Annotated in this window: 18 protein-coding genes; 13 read left to right on the top strand and 5 right to left on the bottom strand. The window is 52.1% G+C overall.

Annotated elements, in window-relative coordinates; translation table 11 throughout:
* Positions 1-13: 13 nt before the first annotated feature.
* Entirely contained in the window at positions 14-586 is a 573-nt protein-coding gene (locus McpAg1_RS08045) for an HD domain-containing protein (protein ID WP_338094797.1), read from the top strand.
* 2 nt (positions 587-588) lie between these two features.
* Here McpAg1_RS08045 and McpAg1_RS08050 read toward each other — a convergent pair whose 3' ends face one another.
* The 3 genes from McpAg1_RS08050 to McpAg1_RS08060 all read right to left on the bottom strand — a co-directional run bounded on the left by McpAg1_RS08050 (position 589) and on the right by McpAg1_RS08060 (position 2,669).
* Positions 589-1,167: a MerR family transcriptional regulator gene (locus McpAg1_RS08050; RefSeq protein ID WP_338094798.1), complete on the bottom strand. Its 579-nt coding sequence runs from the start codon at positions 1,165-1,167 to the stop codon at positions 589-591.
* Positions 1,168-1,489: 322 nt separating this feature from the next.
* Positions 1,490-2,059: an HdeD family acid-resistance protein gene (locus McpAg1_RS08055; RefSeq protein WP_338094799.1), complete on the bottom strand. Its 570-nt coding sequence runs from the start codon at positions 2,057-2,059 to the stop codon at positions 1,490-1,492.
* A 55-nt stretch (positions 2,060-2,114) separates the two neighbouring features.
* On the bottom strand, positions 2,115-2,669 hold the full coding sequence (locus tag McpAg1_RS08060; RefSeq protein WP_338094800.1) for an HdeD family acid-resistance protein: 555 nt from the start codon (positions 2,667-2,669) through the stop codon (positions 2,115-2,117).
* Between the two features lie 103 nt (positions 2,670-2,772).
* On the opposite strand from McpAg1_RS08060, the gene McpAg1_RS08065 reads away from it, so the two are divergent.
* From McpAg1_RS08065 to McpAg1_RS08075, 3 genes are read left to right on the top strand one after another with little or no spacing between them, the layout of a single operon-like run.
* Positions 2,773-4,827, top strand: coding sequence for a YIP1 family protein (locus McpAg1_RS08065; RefSeq protein WP_338094801.1), 2,055 nt, complete (start codon positions 2,773-2,775; stop codon positions 4,825-4,827).
* Positions 4,828-4,852: 25 nt separating this feature from the next.
* The gene (locus McpAg1_RS08070; protein WP_338094802.1) at positions 4,853-6,364 is read left to right on the top strand and encodes a PKD domain-containing protein; all 1,512 of its coding nucleotides are present in this window, start codon (positions 4,853-4,855) and stop codon (positions 6,362-6,364) included.
* Between the two features lie 11 nt (positions 6,365-6,375).
* The gene (locus McpAg1_RS08075; protein ID WP_338094803.1) at positions 6,376-6,879 is read left to right on the top strand and encodes a PKD domain-containing protein; all 504 of its coding nucleotides are present in this window, start codon (positions 6,376-6,378) and stop codon (positions 6,877-6,879) included.
* A 65-nt stretch (positions 6,880-6,944) separates the two neighbouring features.
* On the opposite strand, the gene guaB is transcribed toward McpAg1_RS08075, so the two are convergent.
* Complete coding sequence (guaB, locus tag McpAg1_RS08080) at positions 6,945-8,414, bottom strand: IMP dehydrogenase (RefSeq protein WP_338094804.1); 1,470 nt, start codon at positions 8,412-8,414, stop codon at positions 6,945-6,947.
* Positions 8,415-8,419: 5 nt separating this feature from the next.
* Entirely contained in the window at positions 8,420-9,109 is a 690-nt protein-coding gene (locus McpAg1_RS08085; protein WP_338094805.1) for a (5-formylfuran-3-yl)methyl phosphate synthase, read from the bottom strand.
* Positions 9,110-9,184: 75 nt separating this feature from the next.
* Between McpAg1_RS08085 and McpAg1_RS08090 the strand changes: the two genes are divergently transcribed.
* The 9 genes from McpAg1_RS08090 (at position 9,185) to gatE (ending at position 18,181) form a co-directional block, all read left to right on the top strand.
* A complete protein-coding gene (locus tag McpAg1_RS08090) occupies positions 9,185-9,901 on the top strand; it encodes a HisA/HisF-related TIM barrel protein (RefSeq protein ID WP_338094806.1) in 717 nt (238 codons plus the stop codon).
* Entirely contained in the window at positions 9,895-10,494 is a 600-nt protein-coding gene (gene tmk / locus McpAg1_RS08095) for a dTMP kinase (RefSeq protein WP_338094807.1), read from the top strand. The genes McpAg1_RS08090 and tmk overlap by 7 nt, the downstream gene beginning before the upstream one ends.
* 126 nt (positions 10,495-10,620) lie before the next feature.
* Positions 10,621-11,511, top strand: coding sequence for a dihydroorotate dehydrogenase (locus McpAg1_RS08100; protein ID WP_338094808.1), 891 nt, complete (start codon positions 10,621-10,623; stop codon positions 11,509-11,511).
* Positions 11,504-12,265 (top strand): dihydroorotate dehydrogenase electron transfer subunit, encoded by a 762-nt coding sequence (locus McpAg1_RS08105; protein WP_338094809.1) that lies wholly within the window; start codon positions 11,504-11,506, stop codon positions 12,263-12,265. Before McpAg1_RS08100 ends, McpAg1_RS08105 begins: the two co-directional genes overlap by 8 nt.
* A gap of 4 nt (positions 12,266-12,269) precedes the next feature.
* Entirely contained in the window at positions 12,270-12,920 is a 651-nt protein-coding gene (locus McpAg1_RS08110) for a CpXC domain-containing protein (RefSeq protein WP_338094810.1), read from the top strand.
* Positions 12,917-13,636: a CpXC domain-containing protein gene (locus McpAg1_RS08115; RefSeq protein ID WP_338094811.1), complete on the top strand. Its 720-nt coding sequence runs from the start codon at positions 12,917-12,919 to the stop codon at positions 13,634-13,636. The genes McpAg1_RS08110 and McpAg1_RS08115 overlap by 4 nt, the downstream gene beginning before the upstream one ends.
* Positions 13,623-15,104 carry an argininosuccinate lyase gene (gene argH / locus McpAg1_RS08120; protein ID WP_338094812.1) on the top strand — a complete coding sequence of 494 codons (1,482 nt, stop codon included), beginning with the start codon at positions 13,623-13,625 and terminating at the stop codon, positions 15,102-15,104. The genes McpAg1_RS08115 and argH overlap by 14 nt, the downstream gene beginning before the upstream one ends.
* Complete coding sequence (gene gatD / locus McpAg1_RS08125) at positions 15,101-16,342, top strand: Glu-tRNA(Gln) amidotransferase subunit GatD (protein ID WP_338094813.1); 1,242 nt, start codon at positions 15,101-15,103, stop codon at positions 16,340-16,342. Before argH ends, gatD begins: the two co-directional genes overlap by 4 nt.
* Positions 16,343-18,181 (top strand): Glu-tRNA(Gln) amidotransferase subunit GatE, encoded by a 1,839-nt coding sequence (gene gatE / locus McpAg1_RS08130; RefSeq protein ID WP_338094814.1) that lies wholly within the window; start codon positions 16,343-16,345, stop codon positions 18,179-18,181. It begins immediately after the preceding gene.
* Positions 18,182-18,252 lie beyond the last annotated feature (71 nt).

Genomic DNA, 18,252 nt, shown 5'->3' on the forward strand with positions numbered 1-18,252 from the left:
GAAAAAAGATCTCATGCTGGTGGGTGACTCGGCAAAAATTCTGAACGAGGATTTTTGCCATGCGGATCAGGTGACCCGTCTGGCTCTTGCTCTCTACGATGATCTCGTTTCTGCGAAACGGTACGGCAAACAGACCCGGCGGCTTCTTACCGCCGCAGCACTTCTGCATGATGTGGGCTGGGGAATTACCGGTGATACTCATAATAAAACTGGCATGATGTTTGTTCTGCATGATCAGACCATGCCGTTCACTCCCCGCGAACGAATTCTGGTTGCTCTTGCTGTCAGGTATCATCGCGGGGCTCTTCCGAAGAAACGCCACTTTCTCTATGGTGATCTCAGTCGCCGCGATAAAAAAATCGTTGATCTTCTCTCAGGTATTCTTCGTGTTGCAGACGGTCTTGACCGGTCGCATGGTAGTGTTGTCCGATCTGTTTCTGCACAGATTTTGCAAAATACTGTTGTTATTTCCTGCGAGGGCTTGGGGAGAGGATCTCCTGAGCAGAGGACTGCCCTGAAAAAAGCAGATCTGCTGATGAAGGTGTTTTCCTCCGGTATCAGGATACGCTGGAAGACGGTTAAATAATTTTACCGTTTCCAGAATCCTGACTTTTTTTGTGCGTCCTGTTCGCGGAAGTACTGTTCGAGTGATGCAATTTGGTCCCAGAGTGTGCGGACCTCGTTTCTGAGTGCTGCGACTTCTTCAGAGACTTTGGCAACTGCGTCAAGTACTGCGGTGTTGTCCTCAGCCATTTTTTCCCGAACTGCTGCCATCCGGTGATCCATGGTCTGAACGGCAGTCTGTGCTGATCTGACGGCAAGGATAAGTTCCTCTTCAGTTTCGGTACGCGGGACCGGTTTTGGCATCTCCTTTGGTGTTGCGGGCACGGACTCTATTCCCATCCGCTTCATGTCCTCGCGTGCCCGTTCTTCTAAGGATTTTCCTCCTTTGATGGCAGCAATGATCACTGGTTCAGGGAGTCCCTGACTCTGGAGGTCTGCGACTTTTCTGAATCTGTCGACCATGTTCTCATCATACACCCGTACTCTGCCGATTTTTTTGCAGGGGAGGATCTGTTCATATCGATCGGCAATGAGTCTGCACTCTTCTTCAGGAATTCCCAGTACTTCTGCAATGTCGGCAATTTTTCGTGTACTCTCGGTCATAGCAGTATCTACTTTTCTCTTGGGAGGGTGAGTGATAAAAGGTTTGGGATGTTGGTTGTTAGATCATGAGCCACCCACGGAAAAACGGAACACACAGATATTTCACGGAAAAACATCACGGAGCAGACGTGAACATCACGGAAATGTCTATTTGAATGCAATAAATTCTGTGATGTTCACGTCTGCTCCGTGATGTTTTTTTTCTGTTATATTTCCGTGTGTTCCGTTTTTCCGTGGGCGGCTCATCGCTTAATGTGTAAAACTCCGTAGGGAGCAGGCATAACATCCTGCATCTCAAAAAAAAGAAAAAATGAATTTTTGGTTATGCAGTCAGTTCTGCATACTCCTTCTTGTAGAGGTATGCCTGAACAAACGAGACAATACCTGCAATAACAAGAAGAATTCCTAAGACCAGTGCAAGGACAGGAGCCCCCTCGGTCGGGAACAGCAGGAAGAACAGACCGATGATGATACCAATAATACCAAGGATCAGCATCAGAATTCTCTGTCCCCAGGAAAGTCCGCGGCTGAATGCAAAGATCACATCCGTAACTCCGGAGATCAACGCAATAATTCCAATGAATACCGTTGCAATCCAGATCATCGTGTCAGGCGAGACAAAGGATATCAGTGCAATCACAATACCAATGATACCGAGAAGAATCATCCACCATGTGGCTTTTGGCTCACCGAATGCAGAAAATCCTGAGAACAGGGCTGCAATTGAGATAAAGAGCAGGAGAATTGCGATAATATATGCACTCACATTCAATGCCGCGAACGGGAATACAAGACAGAATATTCCAAGAACCAGAAGAACAATGCCTTTCAGGAGCAGCGTCTTCCAGGCTCCCGGAAGAAGTGTCTCCTCAATCACTACAATGTTTGTCATACTCAAATCTTGTCGTTCCAACCTATATAAGGTTCAGGTAGAGACAAAAAAAAGATTAGGTGGTTTTTGCTGGTTTCTTTGCCATGAATCCCTCGACAATTGCGAGAATTCCAAAGACCAGCAGGAAGATAGCAGTTACCTGTACAAGAACAATTGCGCCCGTGAACGGCATAAATATGAACAGGATACCAAGAATCACTCCAAGAACACCGGAGATTGCGACAAGAATACGGTTTGCCTCACCGGTCTTGTTAGCAATTGCAATTGCAATATCTGTAAATCCGCTGATAAGAACAGTAATTGCAATCAGGTACACGATATAGAGAGTCATCATTGCCGGGAAGACGAATGCAAGAATTCCTGCGATGATTGCGAGAATTCCTAAGAGAATTACCCACCATGTACGTTTATACTCTCCAAGGAATGTGGATCCTGAGGTCAGAAGCTGAATTCCAAGAATGATGAGCACAATGCCAAACAACAGTTCAATAGCAAGGATCGAACCGAAGGTAAAGATCAGCATGATAATACCAAGTATTATCATCAGGATACCCTTCAGGAGAAGAGACTTGAAGATGTCTCCCCCAATTGGGGCTGAGGTTTCAGTCATACACATGAAAGTAGAGTGCAAATGCTATTAAATCCTTGTATCAAGGGAAAAAGTCATGTTTGACAAATATTTATAAAAGGAAATCAAGAGTAATAAAGATACTATGTCGCCTGTAGAGATGCATGCCGGTGAAGTGCGATACTACTCCTCCCCGGTCATGGTGAAAAATCAGCAGTACACTGGAACGTTAACCAGCGAACGGTTGATTATCGATGGTGGATCGGCCCCCCGCGAGTTTAAAATCACGAATATTTCCGCTGCGGATCCGATCACTCTTCCCAGTGGCGAGCCTGGTCTGAAACTTGTTTTATCCACCCCGACCGGCCAGAAAGAAATGGTCTGGTCGTTTCCGGTAGGTGATATCTTCAAGGCGGGCGAGCAGCAGGCATGGGTGAATCAGATCCGTAAAGCGGTCGGTGAAAAGCCGTTTGCTGTTCCGGGAGCCCAACCCGCGGTTGCGCGCGCAGCCCCTGTCGCAGCACCCGCAGGTGCGATGCCTCCTTCACCGGTATATGCTGCCGGCGAGATGGAGATCCTGAAAACCGCAGGAGTCAGGATCAAGCGGACATACTACACGCTGTATATGACGAACCTTCGCCTGATTCTTCAGAACATCTCGGGTCAAATCGGTCGTGAGTTTTCCATTGCGGAGTTGATGGACGCGTCCCGGATGGAGGGCGAGTCCGGCGAACCGTCGATTGCTCTGACCATTGGTTCACAGACCGGTGTCAAGCAGATGATTCTGACGTTTCCGTCGCCTGGTTCCCGCGAGGCATGGATGGTGCAACTTTCCGCAAAACTGCCGGTTCATGCGATGCCTCATGTTCCTCAGATGGCAGCTCCCGCGATGGGCGGCGCTATGGGAGGAATGGGGTATGCTGCTCCCCAAAGCGTTCCGCAGATGCTTACCTTACAACCCGGAGAAAAAACCTACATGTCTTCTCCCGGCATCCGGGTAAAGCGTGATGTGTTTACTGCGTATCTGACGAACACGCGATTTGTGCTGATGGGTAACTCAAACGGTATGCTTGCGATCGCCGGAGAGTTTTCAGTGAACACGCTGAAAAAAGCGATCCGCATTGCCGGCGAGATGGGTGAGCCCGGGATCGGGTTAACCATTGCGTCCCGCGATGGTGTGAAGGATATGCATCTGCTTTTCCCGTCAATGGATCTGCGGGAGATGTGGATCTCGAAGTTCGAGGAGGTTATTCCGCCAGAGATGCCGCCAATGTACGGCGGTGCTGCGGCATCTGCTGCGCAGTACTCGGTTACGACGGTTGCACCCCCTGCACGCGGTAATGCACCGGTCAAGTACTGTACGGTCTGCGGAGCACGCAATCATCCTGATGACCGGTTCTGTGCGATGTGCGGTAAGCCTCTGGCCGAGACCGGAGCTGCTGCTGCGGCAGCCGTGTCAATGAGCGAGCCGTCGGTTCCGGACATGTTTGACGGCAGCGGCAGAAATGAGCCGTCCAGAAAACGTAAAGAAAAACCATCCAAGCGCGAGAAAAAATCCAGACGTGATGAGGGCGAGTATGATGAGCCGCGCACCAGACGCGAGCGCCCGCCAAAACGTGCGCGTGCACCCAAAGAGCCGAAGGTCAAAAAGCCGTACGAGGGAAGCATTGTTGGTTTCCTGACACGACCTGCTGATGCGTTTGAGTATTACGGACGCGAGGGTCCAAAGGATGCAATCGGTCTGTTCCTGATTTCAGGTATCGTCTGGGCGGTCATCTCAGTTGTGATGCTCGCATTTGTGCTGCCGAAATTCTTGCCGGTCACTGCATCAGAGTTCCCGATTTTTGGGGCACTGTCGTCGAATATGATGGCGATGGTGATGCTGATTCTGGTGATGTTTGTTCTCTGGATGGTCTTTGTGATGATTCAGGGAGTGCTGTCCGGCGTGTTTGCAAAAGTGTTCGGCGAGGATGCAAGCATTGGCGAGACCATTGCTGTTGTGATGCGAAGCTCGCTTCCTTATGCTGTTGTTGGATGGATTCCCGGATTTGGTATTATCATTGCCGCAGTGTGGTCACTGATTGCAACGATGAAAGGATTTGGTGCAGCACTTGACATGCGCGGAGGAGCAGCTGCAGGATGCGCGATTCTCGGTCTTGTTGTGGTTGCGGCGATTCTTGTTGCGATTGGGATGATCTGAGGTGAGCGGGATGAGAAAAATTCTCATGCTGCTTCTGGTCCTGGGGCTGGTGGCTGTGGGGGTGGTGAGTGCAGCGGAATTGACAATTACCGGTCCCACCACGGCAAAAGTCGGAGAAAAAGTGATCTTCTCTGTTACGCAAGGTGATAACGTCACTTATTCCTGGACAATTGATGGTGCTAATGGTAAAAATGGTGCCTCTTTCGAAAAAACGTTTGATTCTGCCGGGAAATATACCGTTAAGGTGACTGCATCGGGAACGAATGTATCATCTGAGGGTTCTAAAGAAATTACCATCAAACCTGTTGCATCATTTACAGCCTCTAAAGAGTCCGGTGAAACTCCACTTAATGTTACTTTTACGGGTAGTCCTGCGAGTGATGTGACTTATTTGTGGACATTCGAAAGCGGTAAAACCAGTGATAAAGCAAATCCAACATATAGTTTTACGACTGCCAAAAAATATTATGTATCACTTGTTGTGACTCAAAATGGAATTACATCTGATGCTTATACGAAGGAGATTACTGCAACTGAAAAAACAAAAATTGTTCCGGAAACCAAAATCAATGAAGTTAGTCCAAAAACAGGAACTGCTCCGTTAAAAGTAACTTTCAAAGCAACAGCTACCAACTCAGACTCTGTCAGATGGGAATTTGGAGACGAAAAATCTGCCACAACTGCAGAAACAACGCATACTTATGAGAAACCAGGAACATATACTGCAAACTTCACCGCAACCAACACGAATGGAACTTCTGTAAAGAAATCAGAGACCATCACGGTAAAGGGAAATACATCCACATATAAGGTTGCCATTGATGCAACGCCGGTTAAAGGTGCCGTGCCTCTTACGGTCAAGTTCAAACTGAATACTACTATCCCTGAGACGGATATCTCAGATGTGAATTGGGAATTTGGTGTGGATTCTAATTCGTGGATTTCAAAAAATAATGCGACCTACAAAGCCCCCTCTTGGACGTATACTGAGGATGGGACATATACAGTAACGCTTGTGGTCACAGCCAATAATGAGCATTATAATGCGGAAACTAAGATTACTGTTTCTGATCTCGTTGCTTCCTTTGATGCCTCTAAAACATCCGGTGCAGCTCCCCTTGAGGTGAAATTTACCGACAAATCCAGTGGTCCCACCTCTTGGAGATGGACTATCTACAAGACTGATGATGGTTCCAGGACCGTTCAAAAGGAACTGATAAGCCAAAATATCACGTACACATTTGATCGAGAAGGAAAATATGAGGTTGAACTTGCGGCCATTAAAGGTTCAAAATCAGTAACCACCTACAAAACGATTACTGTCAGTGCCAAAGCAACAACTGCTCCGACCACTGTTCGAACAACCGCAGCAACAACTGCCCCGACAACAACCGTAGCGACAACATCCCCGGCAGTACTGGCGGCTTCTCTTTCCGCTGATGATGAACTCATCCCCAACCCCATGGATGTCATAGACGAATTTATCCGCCTTCTTCTGGCAATGATGAATCCGGAGAAGTATAACTTAGAGATATGAGGTGATATAACATGAAAAAATATGTAATTCTTTGTGCAATCCTGCTTACGACAGCAGTGTTTGTAATCCCTGCGTCTGCTGCCATAACCGCTCACTTTGAGTTCAGCGTTGACTCGTCCAACCCGATGACCATCCACTTTACCGACAAATCAACCGGCAATCCGGGCAACTGGTTCTGGACGTTCAACGATGGCGGTGCTATCTCCAATGAACGAAATCCGACCCACACCTTCAGTGGTGAAGGTGATTTCCGGGTGGCTCTTGTCGCATCTGATGCAAACTACGGCAATGAGAACACAGCGATGAAATTTATCAAGGTCACCCGTAGCGGGGTAACCGAGGATAACAGCGGCTCCTCCTCTTCCAGCGGAAGTTCCTCGGGCGGTTCATCAGGTGGTTTCAGCATGCCTGCGCTCTCCTTCGGCGGCATCACCATTCCAAACCCGCTGGATCTGATTGACGAGTACATCAAACTCATCCGCGTGATGATCATCCCGGCAAACTATAAGATATAATCTTACTTTTTTCAAATCGATCTTCGGTAGTTTGTTTGGTAAAAATAATTGAAAAAAAGAAAAAATCAGAGTCCCGCACGGTAGTTCGGGGCCTCGTCCGTAATTAAAATATCATGTGGGTGGCTCTCTTTGAGACCAGCCGCAGTGATGCGCACGAAACGTGCATTTTTTCTCATCGTCTCAATATCCTTGCAGCCCGTGTATCCCATCGCAGATTTCAGGCCTCCGATCGTCTGGTAAATCACATCATTCACCGAGCCGACGTACGGAGTCGCTCCCTCCACTCCTTCGGGCACATACTTTGTTGCGCCAATGCCTTTCTTCTGGAAGTACCGGTCGCTCGACTGGCCGGAGGTCATCACGCCAAGAGAGCCCATACCGCGGTACTGCTTGTAGCGGCGTCCCTTCACCACAATGATCTTACCGGGCGCCTCATCGGTTCCTGCAAACATGCTGCCCATCATGACAGACGAGGCTCCTGCAACAATTGCCTTTGCCACATCACCGCTGTACTTCACGCCGCCGTCCGCAATGACCGGCACACCTGCCGGGTCTGCAATATCACAGACGTTTGCAATTGCCGTCACCTGCGGAACACCAACGCCTGCAACAATACGGGTTGTGCAGATGGAGCCAGGACCAATACCGACTTTGATACCGTCCACAAAGTCAATAAGTTCCTTTGCCGCCTCGGCAGTTGCAATGTTTCCTGCAACCACATCACAGGAGACAGATCCTTTGATGTCTTTTACGCCTTTGACCACATGCATATTGTGGCCGTGGGCACAGTCCACAACAATTGCGTCAGCTCCAGCTTCAGCAAGCATCAAAGCGCGGTTCATATCAAACGGCCCGACCGCTGCTGCAACACGGAGGTTGCCTGACTTGTCGCGGTTTGCATTTGGGTACTGTTGTTTTTCCAGCAGGTCCTGCATGGTGATGATACCGGTCAGCTTTCCTTTGTCATCCACGACCGGCAGCCGCTCGACCTTTTTTGCATACATCATGTTGATGGCTTCGTCTGCAGTGATGTTGTCCTTCACCGTGATCGGCCGCTTGGTCATGATCGTCTGCACGGTCTCAGAACCCATTTTGTGGATAACTCCGCGCACGTCGCGGCGGGAGACAATACCAACCAGTTTTCCTTTCAGACCGACAACCGGAACACCGCCGATGCCGTGCATGTCCATCAGGTTTGCAACAAAGGCGATTGTTGTTTCCGGCGTGACGTAGCGGACATCACGTTCAATGACCTTCTCCGCATTTTTCACGCGGGTGAGAGAGGCAACCTCATGATCCGGCGTACAGTTTCTGTGCAAAACTCCGATACCGCCGGCGCGTGCCATGGCGATTGCCATCGCCGACTCTGTGACCGTGTCCATTGCAGAACTCACGAGCGGGATTGAGAGCGGAATGTTTTTGGAGAATCGTGACTGCACATTCACGTCGTTCGGCTCGGTCCATGACTCAGCCGGTTCAATCAGCACGTCGTCGAATGTTAATGCCGTTGGGATATTGAGTTTTTCACTGTACATGTTGTTTACCTGACCATCTGAATTGCTTTTGTCACCAACTCTGCTTTGACCATTGTTGTCCGGTCTCCGCCGCAAACCATGCCGCGGACACCGATGATCTCAGGATTGATCTCTTTGAGGACTGGAATGTCTTCAAACTTGAGGGAGCCTGCAAGTGCTGTTCCAAGGCCCAGAGATCTGTTCTGTTCGGTGAATGCTTTGAGGGCTTCCTTGTTCATAAATTCAAACGTGCTTTTTCCGTCTTTTGCACCGGTGTCAATCATGGCAAAGTCTGCACCGCATTTTGCTGCGATGGGGGACATGATGTGCGGGGCAATGCTGCCGAGTCTGACGTAGTCAGAGTATGCAGCAATCACCACGGTTTTTTCCGGGAACGGTTCTTTGACTGCGCGAACGACGCTTTCGATCACTTCATGTGCAGCGGTTTTGTCGTTGAACATGAGTCCGATTTTTACAAAGTCTGCGCCGGCACATGCAGCACCGTATGCGGCAAGAGCTGCATTGCCCGGGGTCGGACCATAGTCTCCGATTGCGGCAGAGACCGGTTTGTTTCCGGCAAGTTTCTTAATTTCGCGGATGACCCACGGAAAATTAGCACCAAGCGACCCTTCAGCGGGACGCTTTACATCGATAATGTCAGCATCGAGGCAGAACTTTGCCTCTTCTATTGAACTTGGGCTGACTAAGAGTTTCATGGATATTATATGGTCTTTACCCCTAATAAGGGCATTCAATTTATCGATTCCTATGGCATATATGTGGTGAGAAGAATGGATGTTGTACTCGCAGTAGATCTGAAAGGGGGTTATGTGGTGCACGGCAGCTGCGGCGACCGCGCAAATTATCTGCCGCTGAACTGGGGTCTGTCGCCGTCGGCTGAGCCGTCTGCATATATTTCGGTGATGAGACCGAGATATCTGTATGCGGCAGACCTTGATCGGATCGGATTTTCCGGGGATCATACGAAGATGATTCTTCGTCTTGCGGATTTTGTTGATGGTCTGTGGGTGGATCGCGGGTGCAGTATTCCTGAGGAGTATCTTCACGGGTGCAACATTCACAATATTGTGGGTACGGAAACGATTGATGCGCCTATGGATGAGTTTATGGGGGGTTTTCTGAGCGTGGATGTAAAAGACGGAAGCGTTGTTGCGAGGCAGAATTTTTCCCAGCTTCTTCCTTCAGAGATTTCTGATCCGTCAGGTTTTTGTCCGGAGGATGTTCTTCGTCTGGCAAATGATACGAACTTTGCGGGGTGTATTCTGTTGAATATTTCATCGGTCGGGACGTCTTCAGGTATTGATCCAGCCGTTGCTGAGAATCTTCGCAGCTGTTGTGAGAAGACGCTGTTTTATGGCGGGGGTGTGCGGTCTACTGAGGATCTGGCAACTCTTGCGGACGCCGGATTTGACGGGGCGATTGTTTCGACTGCTGTTCATAAGGGAACGGTGCCGCTGAAAATTATTCAGGAGGGTTCGTTTTGTTAATTACGCTTGAGGGTATTGACGGTGCCGGAAAGTCAACGCTGTATGCCGGACTGAAGAGCAGACTTCTTGATCTGGATCCGCTGTTTACCAGGGAGCCGGGAAGTCCGTATCTGGGTGATGCAGTGCGGCGTGCGATTGCGAAAAATGATGATCCGCTTGTTGAGGCTGCGCTGTTTGTGGCTGATCATGCGGTGCATCTTGCTGATGTTGTCCGTCCGGCACTCTCGAGCGGCAGGGTTGTTATCTCGGACCGGTACTCTGACAGCAGGTTTGCATATCAGGAGGTTTCGCTTCAGAACGTTCATCCCAATCCAAGGCAATGGCTAACTGCAGTGCATGAGGGATGGTCGGTCCGGCCTGATATGACGATTCTTCTTGTGGTGCCTGTTTCTGTTGCGATGTCGCGACTTGCCGGCAGGCCTGAGCAGGAGCATTTCGAGCGGCAGGAGTTTTTGGAGGCTGTACAGAAAAATTATCTGGCGCGTGCTGCTGAGGATCCTTCGCGATTTTTGCTGGTGGATGCAGCTCAGAGTCCGGAGACGATTCTCGATTTTGTGGAGAAGAGCATTCGTGCGAAATTGAAACGCGAATAACGCGAATCGCATGCCTTCGGCCTGCTCACCGCTTCGCGTTATTCGCGTTTTAAAATCTCATCCCCCTATTCACCAACATCTTCGAAGACAAGATAATCCCCGGCGTCCAATACATACCTCATAGATATGATCAAACTGCAGACACCGGCAGCAAAGATCGGAGGCGTTTCCCTCACAAATCATATGCTCCTCGCCGCAGGAGTTCTCGGGACCACCGCCGCATCGCTGTCACGAATGCTTCGCCTCGGAGCAGGCGGAGTTGTTACCAAGTCCATCGGGCCTGAACCAAAGGATGGTCATCACGGCCCTTCCTTAATTCCGGTCGCCGGCGGCATCCTCAACGCCATGGGTCTCCCCAACCCGTCAAAAGAGTTCGCAGAAGAGATCTCCCCCCTGCTTGCCGCACAAAAACCGGTCGTTGTCAGCATCTTCGGCGGAACTCCTGCAGAGTTCGCCAAAGTTGCCGAGTGGCTCCCGACCGCTCAGGCATTTGAACTCAACCTCTCCTGCCCGCACGCCGAAGGATACGGCGCTGCGATTGGCGCAAACCCGCGTGTCGTGCGCGAGTGCACCGAAGCCGTGAAGGCATTCGGCAGACCGGTCTGGGTCAAACTCACGCCGAACGTTGCAGACATCGGTGTCATCGGCCGTGCCGCTGAAGAAGGAGGTGCTGACGCAATTGTTGCCATCAACACCGTCAAAGCAATGCGCATCTCAACAGGCATGCGCCGTCCGGTTCTCGGCAACAAGTTCGGCGGCCTTTCCGGGACTGCGGTCTTTCCGATCGCGGTCAGGTGCGTCTACGATCTCTACGAAGCATGCGACATTCCCATCATCGGCTGCGGCGGCATCTCCACCGCAGACAATGTGCTTGAGATGATGATGGCAGGAGCGTCCGCAGTTGAGATCGGCAGCGCGGTTTACGACAACGTCAATGTCTTCTCTGACATTGCCGAGGATCTTTACGCGGCAGACGGAATACCTGCCGAGGAAATTGTGGGGTGCGCTCATGACTGAAGAACACATGCCGACAGTAACCACCATCACCGCGATAATCGATGAAACACCGACGGTGAAGACTTTCGTCTTCGATGAACTCTTCAACTTCAGACCTGGCCAGTTCTGCATGGTCTGGATACCGGGCGTTGATGAAATACCGATGGCGTTCTCTGCGGCAAACGCAATCACCGTGATGAAAGTGGGCGACGCAACGTCTGCCCTCTTCAACTGCAAAGCAGGCGACAAGATTGGTATCCGGGGACCGTTCGGCAACGGATTTTATCCGACCGGCCGCGTGCTCGCTATTGGCGGAGGCATCGGGGTCACACCGCTCTTCACCCTTGCCGCGACCGGCGAGGTTGACACCTTTATCCTTGGTGCACGAACTGCTGCCGAGCTTGTTTTCCCTGACGAACTTGCAGGCGTTACCGACCTGAAGATTGCGACTGATGATGGAACCCGCGGCTATCATGGTTTTGTCACCGGCATTCTCGACCAGCTTGACGTCACCGGGTATGACACTATCTGCGTCTGCGGTCCTGAGATGATGATGAAAGGAATTCTCGACCGGCTTGTTGCCAAAGGAATCGAATCACGCGGTCAGTTCTCCATGCACCGGTACATGAAATGCGGAGTTGGTGTCTGCGGCTCCTGCTGCATGGACCATGAAGGCCTTCGCGTCTGCCGCGACGGCCCGGTTTTTACCGGTGACGTCATCAAAGACAGTGAGTTTGCCCACCATCACAGAGGACCGAGCGGAAGAAAGGAGTAAAGTCATGAAACCAGTAGTAAAAACCATTACCTGCCCAAAATGCGGATCAAAGCAGGACTTCACGATGTATCCAAGCATCAACGCCTCCTCTGATCCCGGTCTTGCAGAAAAATATACCGAAGGCAGCCTCACTATGCTCTCCTGCAATGAGTGCGGCTTTTCCGGCAAAGTTGAGTATCCTATGCTCTACCATGATCTTGACCGGAAGTACTCGGTGTTCTTTGCTCCGGATACTGAGGACCGCGAGGTAAAACTCCCGAATGTTCTGCCTGCCCATCTGCTGCCTGAGATGCAGCTGCGGCTGACCCACAGCTCAGACGATCTGCGTGAAAAAACATTCATCTTCCGCGATCATCTTGACGACCGGATTGTTGAAACCATGAAGGACTCCATCCTTCGCGAGATGGCTGCGCGGCATGAGGAGATGCTGCCGGACAAGCTCTACTATGCAGAGGATCTGTTTGAGTGCGCCGGCAGGTCGCTGATTTTTGTTCCGCGAAAGGGCGATGAGTTTCTTGAACCGATCAAGGTCCCGTTCGATACCTATGAAAAGATCAAGATGCTGATGCACGGCATCTGGGACCGTCCGGTCTTGGGCTACTCGGTAGTTGACAGCATCTGGGTGCAGTCCGCAGCACCGAAGGAGCGATCATGATCACCGAAGAAGATTCCATCATCTGTCCTGACTGCGGTCATGAGCAGCAGATCACCATCTGTCCTTCGGTGAATGTGACTACCGATCCGGAACTGCGGGAGAAGGTTCTCTCCGGCGAGATTTTTCTTTTCACGTGTGATGAGTGCGGCTGCACCGGTTTTGCCGGACATCCGTTTGTCTACGAGGACAAAGAAACAGCAGGCGGGTTTCTGATTTATCTTGAACCAGACTGCCCAGACCGTGTTGTCGGCATTGACGGCGATATTGCTGATCAGGTGATTTACCGCGAAAAACCGATGCGGCTGGTTGCAGATCTGAATGCACTGAAGGAGAAGATCTTCATCTTCGAAGCAGATCTCGATGACCGCGTGATGGAGCTTTTCAAGATGCTGACCTTAACCAAACTGAGCTCCGATAACCCTGATCAGGTGCCTGACCATCTGCTTTTCACGAAAATTCAGGAGAATGAGGAGGGCAGGCAGATTGTTCTTGCGGCGTTTAAGGAAAACAAATATCTTGGCGTTCTCGAACTGCCGTACTCGCTGTATCAGACTTGCGTTGTGACCGGCGGTCCTATCTGGGATGTGCCGACCGTTGACTGCATGGCTGTGGATCAGGAGTGGATAGCCGAGCGGCTGAAGTGCTGCGAAGAGGAAGAGATCGAGGAAGAGGAAAAAGAAGAGGGATGCGGGGAGAGCGGTCATGCAGAGCAGTGATCAGATCCGTAAAGGCCGTCTCGGCGGCGACCGGAGTTCTGCTGTTGCAGAGTTTCTTGCATCGATGGATGCTGACCGACGGATGGCGTACTGCGACATCCGTGTGGACATGGCACACATTCTGATGCTTCTCCGAGAAAATCTCATCGACAAAAAATCTGCGCAGCTGCTTTTATCACATCTTCACCGGTACCGGACTGAGGGTCTTCCTGAGTCGGTGTTTGATCCAAACCATGAGGATATTCATGCAGGAATCGAAGCGCAGCTGATCGCTGATGCCGGCGCTGATGCCGGCGGAAGAATGCATCTTGGCCGCAGCAGAAACGATGAGGTTGCGACCTGCCTTCGCATGCAGACCCGCGAGGACATTCTGGAGATTCTTGCGGGCCTTGCAGCCCTTCGCCGCGCTCTGATTGATCAGGCTGCGCATCATGCAACAAGCATCATGCCCGGCTTCACGCACTTCCAGCATGCGCAGCCGACAACGCTTGCGCATTATCTGCTTGCGTATGAAGCGGTGTTTGCGCGGGATTTTAGCCGGCTGACCGATGCATACCGCCGCCTCAACGAGTCGCCGCTCGGCTCGGCAGCGTTTGCGGGAACCGGTTTTGCAATTGATCGTGCGCTGACCGCAGCGTATCTTGGATTCTCTGCTCCCATGACAAACTCCATGGACGGTGTTGCGTCCCGGGACTTTATTCTTGAAGTCCTCTCTGCTCTCTCGATTCTGATGACAAATGTCAGCCGCCTGTGTGAGGAGCTGGTGCTCTGGAGCAGTGCGTTCATCAGGTTTGTGGACCTGGATGATGCCTACTGCTCGACGAGCTCGATCATGCCGCAGAAGAAAAATCCTGACACCGCGGAGATTATGCGCGGCAAATCGGGTGTTGCGTCAGGAGAACTGATGGCAGGCATCACGCTGATGAAGGGTCTGCCGATGAGCTACAACCGCGACATGCAGGATTTAACGCCGCATCTGTGGCGGAGTCTTGATGCGGCAGAGTCCTCACTGCCGATTCTTGCGGATATGATTCAGACCGCGTCGTTCAATACTGCGCGGATGGCAGAAGAGTCTGACCGCGGCAACTCAACTGCGACTGAACTTGCTGATCTTATGGTCCGGGAGTTTGGCATGCCGTTTAGAACTGCTCACAACATCGTCGGCCGTGCGGTCAAGCTCGGCGGTCTGTCGCTTGAGATTGTTGAGACTGCCGGAAAAGAGATATGCGGCTGGTCACTGATAGAGAAAGGACTGACCAAGGAGCACATCGACCGTGCACTCTCTCCACTTGAAATGGTTGAAGCAAAACAGAGTGCCGGCGCTCCAAGTCCTGCGATGATGAGAACTGCTGTTGCACACGCGGCTGCGGCTCTCGACCGCGACGAGTCGGCTGCTGCCGCTCTTCGTGCCGCGCTGTCTGCGGCCGATGACAAAATAGAATCTGATTACATGAGGTTAACTGCATGACATTTTCCAATAGCGATCCTGTGAACGTGGCGTTTGCAGGTCTTGAACTCCACGGGATGTACATCTCCGGCGCAAACGGCAACGCTGTCGTGAAACTTTCGAGCGGCTACAACATCTGTGTGCCTGAGTCCGTCTGCACACCCGCCCCGGAACGTTCGGCCGCCGCTCCCGCAAAAGCTGCGGTTGAGCCATTGAAACAGGATGCAAAACTGCCGCTGCTTGCAATTGTCTCCACCGGTGGAACGATTGCGAGCACGGTTGACTACCGGACGGGCGCTGTCTCTTCCAAGTTCACCGCTGAAGATATCGTCCGCTCAATCCCGGAGCTCGCAGACATTGCCCGCTACCACACACTCCAGCCGTTCAATGTTCTTTCGGAGAACATGAATCCTGCGATGTGGCAGGAGCTTGCCCGTGCGGTCCATGATGAGATTGCAGCAGGTGCAAAGGGTGTCATCGTAACCCATGGAACCGACACGATGCTGTACAGCGCTGCGGCGCTGTCCTTCATGCTTGAGACGCCGGTGCCGGTAATTTTTGTCGGAGCCCAGCGGTCTGCCGACCGACCGAGCAGTGACAATGCGATGAATGCCATCTGTTCGGTGAAGGCAGGCATCTCTGATCTCGGCGAGGTTGTTGTCTGCATGCATGCAACGTCAGATGATGTTGCGTGCGCCCTTCACCGCGGAACACGCGTCCGGAAAAATCACACCTCCCGCCGCGATGCGTTCCAGAGCGTTGGCAGAGGGCCGGTCGGTGTGGTTTCCTATCCAGACGGAAATGTCAATCTGAATGGTGATGCAGTGCTTCGCGGCACGCACGAGCTGCGGCTGTTTGACCGACTTGAGCCGAACTGCGGCCTTCTCCAGTACTATCCGGGAATGAATCCAAATCTCTTTGATGCATTTTCCGGCTGCCGCGGGCTTGTGATCTCAGGAACCGGTCTTGGCCATGTGGGTACCGACTGCATCGAAAAGATAGCTGCGTTGAGCGCTTCCGGGACCTTTGTTGTGATGACGTCCCAGTGTCAGGCAGGCGAGGTATGCGACCGCGTGTATGAGACCGGCCGCGACCTTCTTGCGGCAGGTGTTGTCGAGGGCGGTAGTATGCTGCCTGAGGTTGCGCTCGTGAAGCTGATGTGGGTCCTTGGTAACACTTCGCGCCCTGAGGATGCGGTTCGGATGATGCAGACGAACCTGAAAGGGGAGCTTGATTATGATCTGTGGAGGGAGATGTAAATGACCGACTTCGATTACGCGTCCCTTGGCCTGAAGGCGGGAATTGAGATTCACCAGCAGCTGAACACCAAAGAGAAGCTGTTTTCGCACACGCCGACACTCATCCGCGACTCAGCGGATCACACCGGCGAAGTTCGCCGGTATCTGCGCGTCGCAACATCAGAGATGGGCGATGTGGACCGTGCGGCAAAGGAGGAGATGATGCAGGCGCGGTTGTTTACGTATTACACGTACGACACGACCGGCCTTGTAGAGATCGACGAGCAGCCGCCTGCTCCGATGAATCCTGATGCGCTGGATCTTGTGCTGACGATTGCCAAGATGTTTGGCATGACGCCTCTGCCGCAGATTCACACGATGCGCAAGATGATTGTGGACGGCTCTGCCACAAGCGGTTTTCAGCGGACTGCGCTTGTTGCGCTGAACGGTGCGATTGACAACACCTGCCGGATTGAGACCGTCGCTGTTGAAGAGGATGCCTGTCAGCGCGTGACCGACGAAGTGTTTTCGGTTGACCGTCTTGGCATTCCCTTAATTGAGATCACAACCGCCCCGTGCATGAAAACACCTGAGCAGGTGCATGATGTTGCCCAGTACATCGGTATGACGCTTCGTTCGACCGGTCGCGTGAAGCGCGGTCTCGGCACGATTCGTCAGGATGTGAATGTGTCCATCCGTGACGGCGCACGTGTTGAGATCAAGGGCGTGCAGGAACTTGATCTGATTGCCGAGGTCGTCCGTCGCGAGGTACAGCGCCAGCTGTCGCTTCTTGCAATCAAAGACGAGCTTGCGGCACGCAATGCTCTGGTGAACGGCGAGGTGTATGATGTGACCTCTGTCTTTGCCGGCACGCAGTCGCAGGTGCTGAAGAAGGCGAAGGTGATTTTGGGAACGGTGCTTCACGGCTTTGCGGGTCTTGTCGGTATGGAGATTCAGCCGAACCGTCGGCTTGGGTCTGAGATGTCGGATTATGCAAAGAAGTGCGGGGTCGGCGGACTGTTTCATACCGACGAGCTTCCGGCGTACGGTGTGACGAAGGAGGAGGTTTCTGTCCTGAAGGAGACTCTTGGCGCAGGCGAGTCTGATGCTGTGGTCATTGTTGCGGCAACGGAACAGAAGTGCAGATGCGCGATTCAGATGGTTATCCGCCGTGCGAAGATGGCGATGGAGGGTGTTCCTGAGGAGACGCGCAAGATGCTTGAAGGCGGGTCCACTGCCTACATGCGTCCCCTTCCGGGCGCGGCACGAATGTATCCTGAGACCGATATCCTTCCAGTACCGGTGTCTTCCTCATACTGGGAGAGCATTGCGATACCTGAGCTTCTGACCGACAAGGCGGAACGGTTTGTTGCCGAGTATGGTCTTGACGCCGGTATGGCGCGCCAGATGGCGTTCTCTGAGAAGCTGCCGCTGTTTGAGCGTGCGGTTGCTGAGGGTATTCGTCCGGTGTTTGCCGCGCGTACAATTCTTGCGTCTCTTAAGGAGCTCTCCCGCGCAGGTGTGACTGCTGACGCAGTGCCTGATGATTCGGTGATTGCGGTGATGAAGGCTGTTGAGGCGGGTCATGCAGCAAAGGAGGCGGTTTCAGATATTTTGTCTGCATGCGCCCGCGGCATGACGCTTGATGAGGCAGTTTCAACGGTTGCCCCGGCGTTTTCCCGCGAGGAGCTGCAGACGCTTGTCCGCGGTATTGTGACTGAGCGTGCTGAGTTCATCAAGTCACGCGGGAAGGCGGCTCTTGGCCCGGTGATGGGTGTTGTGATGAAGGAAGTACGTGGAAGGATCGATGGAAAGGTGGTTTCCGAGGTGCTGGATGAGGAGCTCGGGCGGATTGTCTGATGTTTCTGGGTTTGGCGAATCGGGAATGTCATTGAGATATATTTAAGTGAATTAGGCACGAACAAGATAAG

Source organism: Methanorbis furvi, from assembly GCF_032714615.1.
GTDB classification, from domain to species: Archaea; Halobacteriota; Methanomicrobia; order Methanomicrobiales; family Methanocorpusculaceae; genus Methanocorpusculum; species Methanocorpusculum furvi.

What these genes read in the sequence shown, in the direction of transcription:
- McpAg1_RS08090 (WP_338094806.1), top strand. Translation starts at nt 9,185, where the DNA reads ATGGATGTTGTACTCGCAGTAGATCTGAAAGGGGGTTATGTGGTGCAC.
- McpAg1_RS08065 (WP_338094801.1), top strand. Translation starts at nt 2,773, where the DNA reads ATGTCGCCTGTAGAGATGCATGCCGGTGAAGTGCGATACTACTCCTCC.
- gatE (WP_338094814.1), top strand. Translation starts at nt 16,343, where the DNA reads ATGACCGACTTCGATTACGCGTCCCTTGGCCTGAAGGCGGGAATTGAG.
- McpAg1_RS08055 (WP_338094799.1), bottom strand. Translation starts at nt 2,059, where the DNA reads ATGACAAACATTGTAGTGATTGAGGAGACACTTCTTCCGGGAGCCTGG.
- argH (WP_338094812.1), top strand. Translation starts at nt 13,623, where the DNA reads ATGCAGAGCAGTGATCAGATCCGTAAAGGCCGTCTCGGCGGCGACCGG.
- McpAg1_RS08050 (WP_338094798.1), bottom strand. Translation starts at nt 1,167, where the DNA reads ATGACCGAGAGTACACGAAAAATTGCCGACATTGCAGAAGTACTGGGA.
- McpAg1_RS08085 (WP_338094805.1), bottom strand. Translation starts at nt 9,109, where the DNA reads ATGAAACTCTTAGTCAGCCCAAGTTCAATAGAAGAGGCAAAGTTCTGC.
- McpAg1_RS08070 (WP_338094802.1), top strand. Translation starts at nt 4,853, where the DNA reads ATGCTGCTTCTGGTCCTGGGGCTGGTGGCTGTGGGGGTGGTGAGTGCA.
- McpAg1_RS08100 (WP_338094808.1), top strand. Translation starts at nt 10,621, where the DNA reads ATGATCAAACTGCAGACACCGGCAGCAAAGATCGGAGGCGTTTCCCTC.
- McpAg1_RS08110 (WP_338094810.1), top strand. Translation starts at nt 12,270, where the DNA reads ATGAAACCAGTAGTAAAAACCATTACCTGCCCAAAATGCGGATCAAAG.
- guaB (WP_338094804.1), bottom strand. Translation starts at nt 8,414, where the DNA reads ATGTACAGTGAAAAACTCAATATCCCAACGGCATTAACATTCGACGAC.
- McpAg1_RS08105 (WP_338094809.1), top strand. Translation starts at nt 11,504, where the DNA reads ATGACTGAAGAACACATGCCGACAGTAACCACCATCACCGCGATAATC.
- McpAg1_RS08060 (WP_338094800.1), bottom strand. Translation starts at nt 2,669, where the DNA reads ATGACTGAAACCTCAGCCCCAATTGGGGGAGACATCTTCAAGTCTCTT.
- McpAg1_RS08075 (WP_338094803.1), top strand. Translation starts at nt 6,376, where the DNA reads ATGAAAAAATATGTAATTCTTTGTGCAATCCTGCTTACGACAGCAGTG.
- McpAg1_RS08115 (WP_338094811.1), top strand. Translation starts at nt 12,917, where the DNA reads ATGATCACCGAAGAAGATTCCATCATCTGTCCTGACTGCGGTCATGAG.
- McpAg1_RS08045 (WP_338094797.1), top strand. Translation starts at nt 14, where the DNA reads ATGCTGGTGGGTGACTCGGCAAAAATTCTGAACGAGGATTTTTGCCAT.
- gatD (WP_338094813.1), top strand. Translation starts at nt 15,101, where the DNA reads ATGACATTTTCCAATAGCGATCCTGTGAACGTGGCGTTTGCAGGTCTT.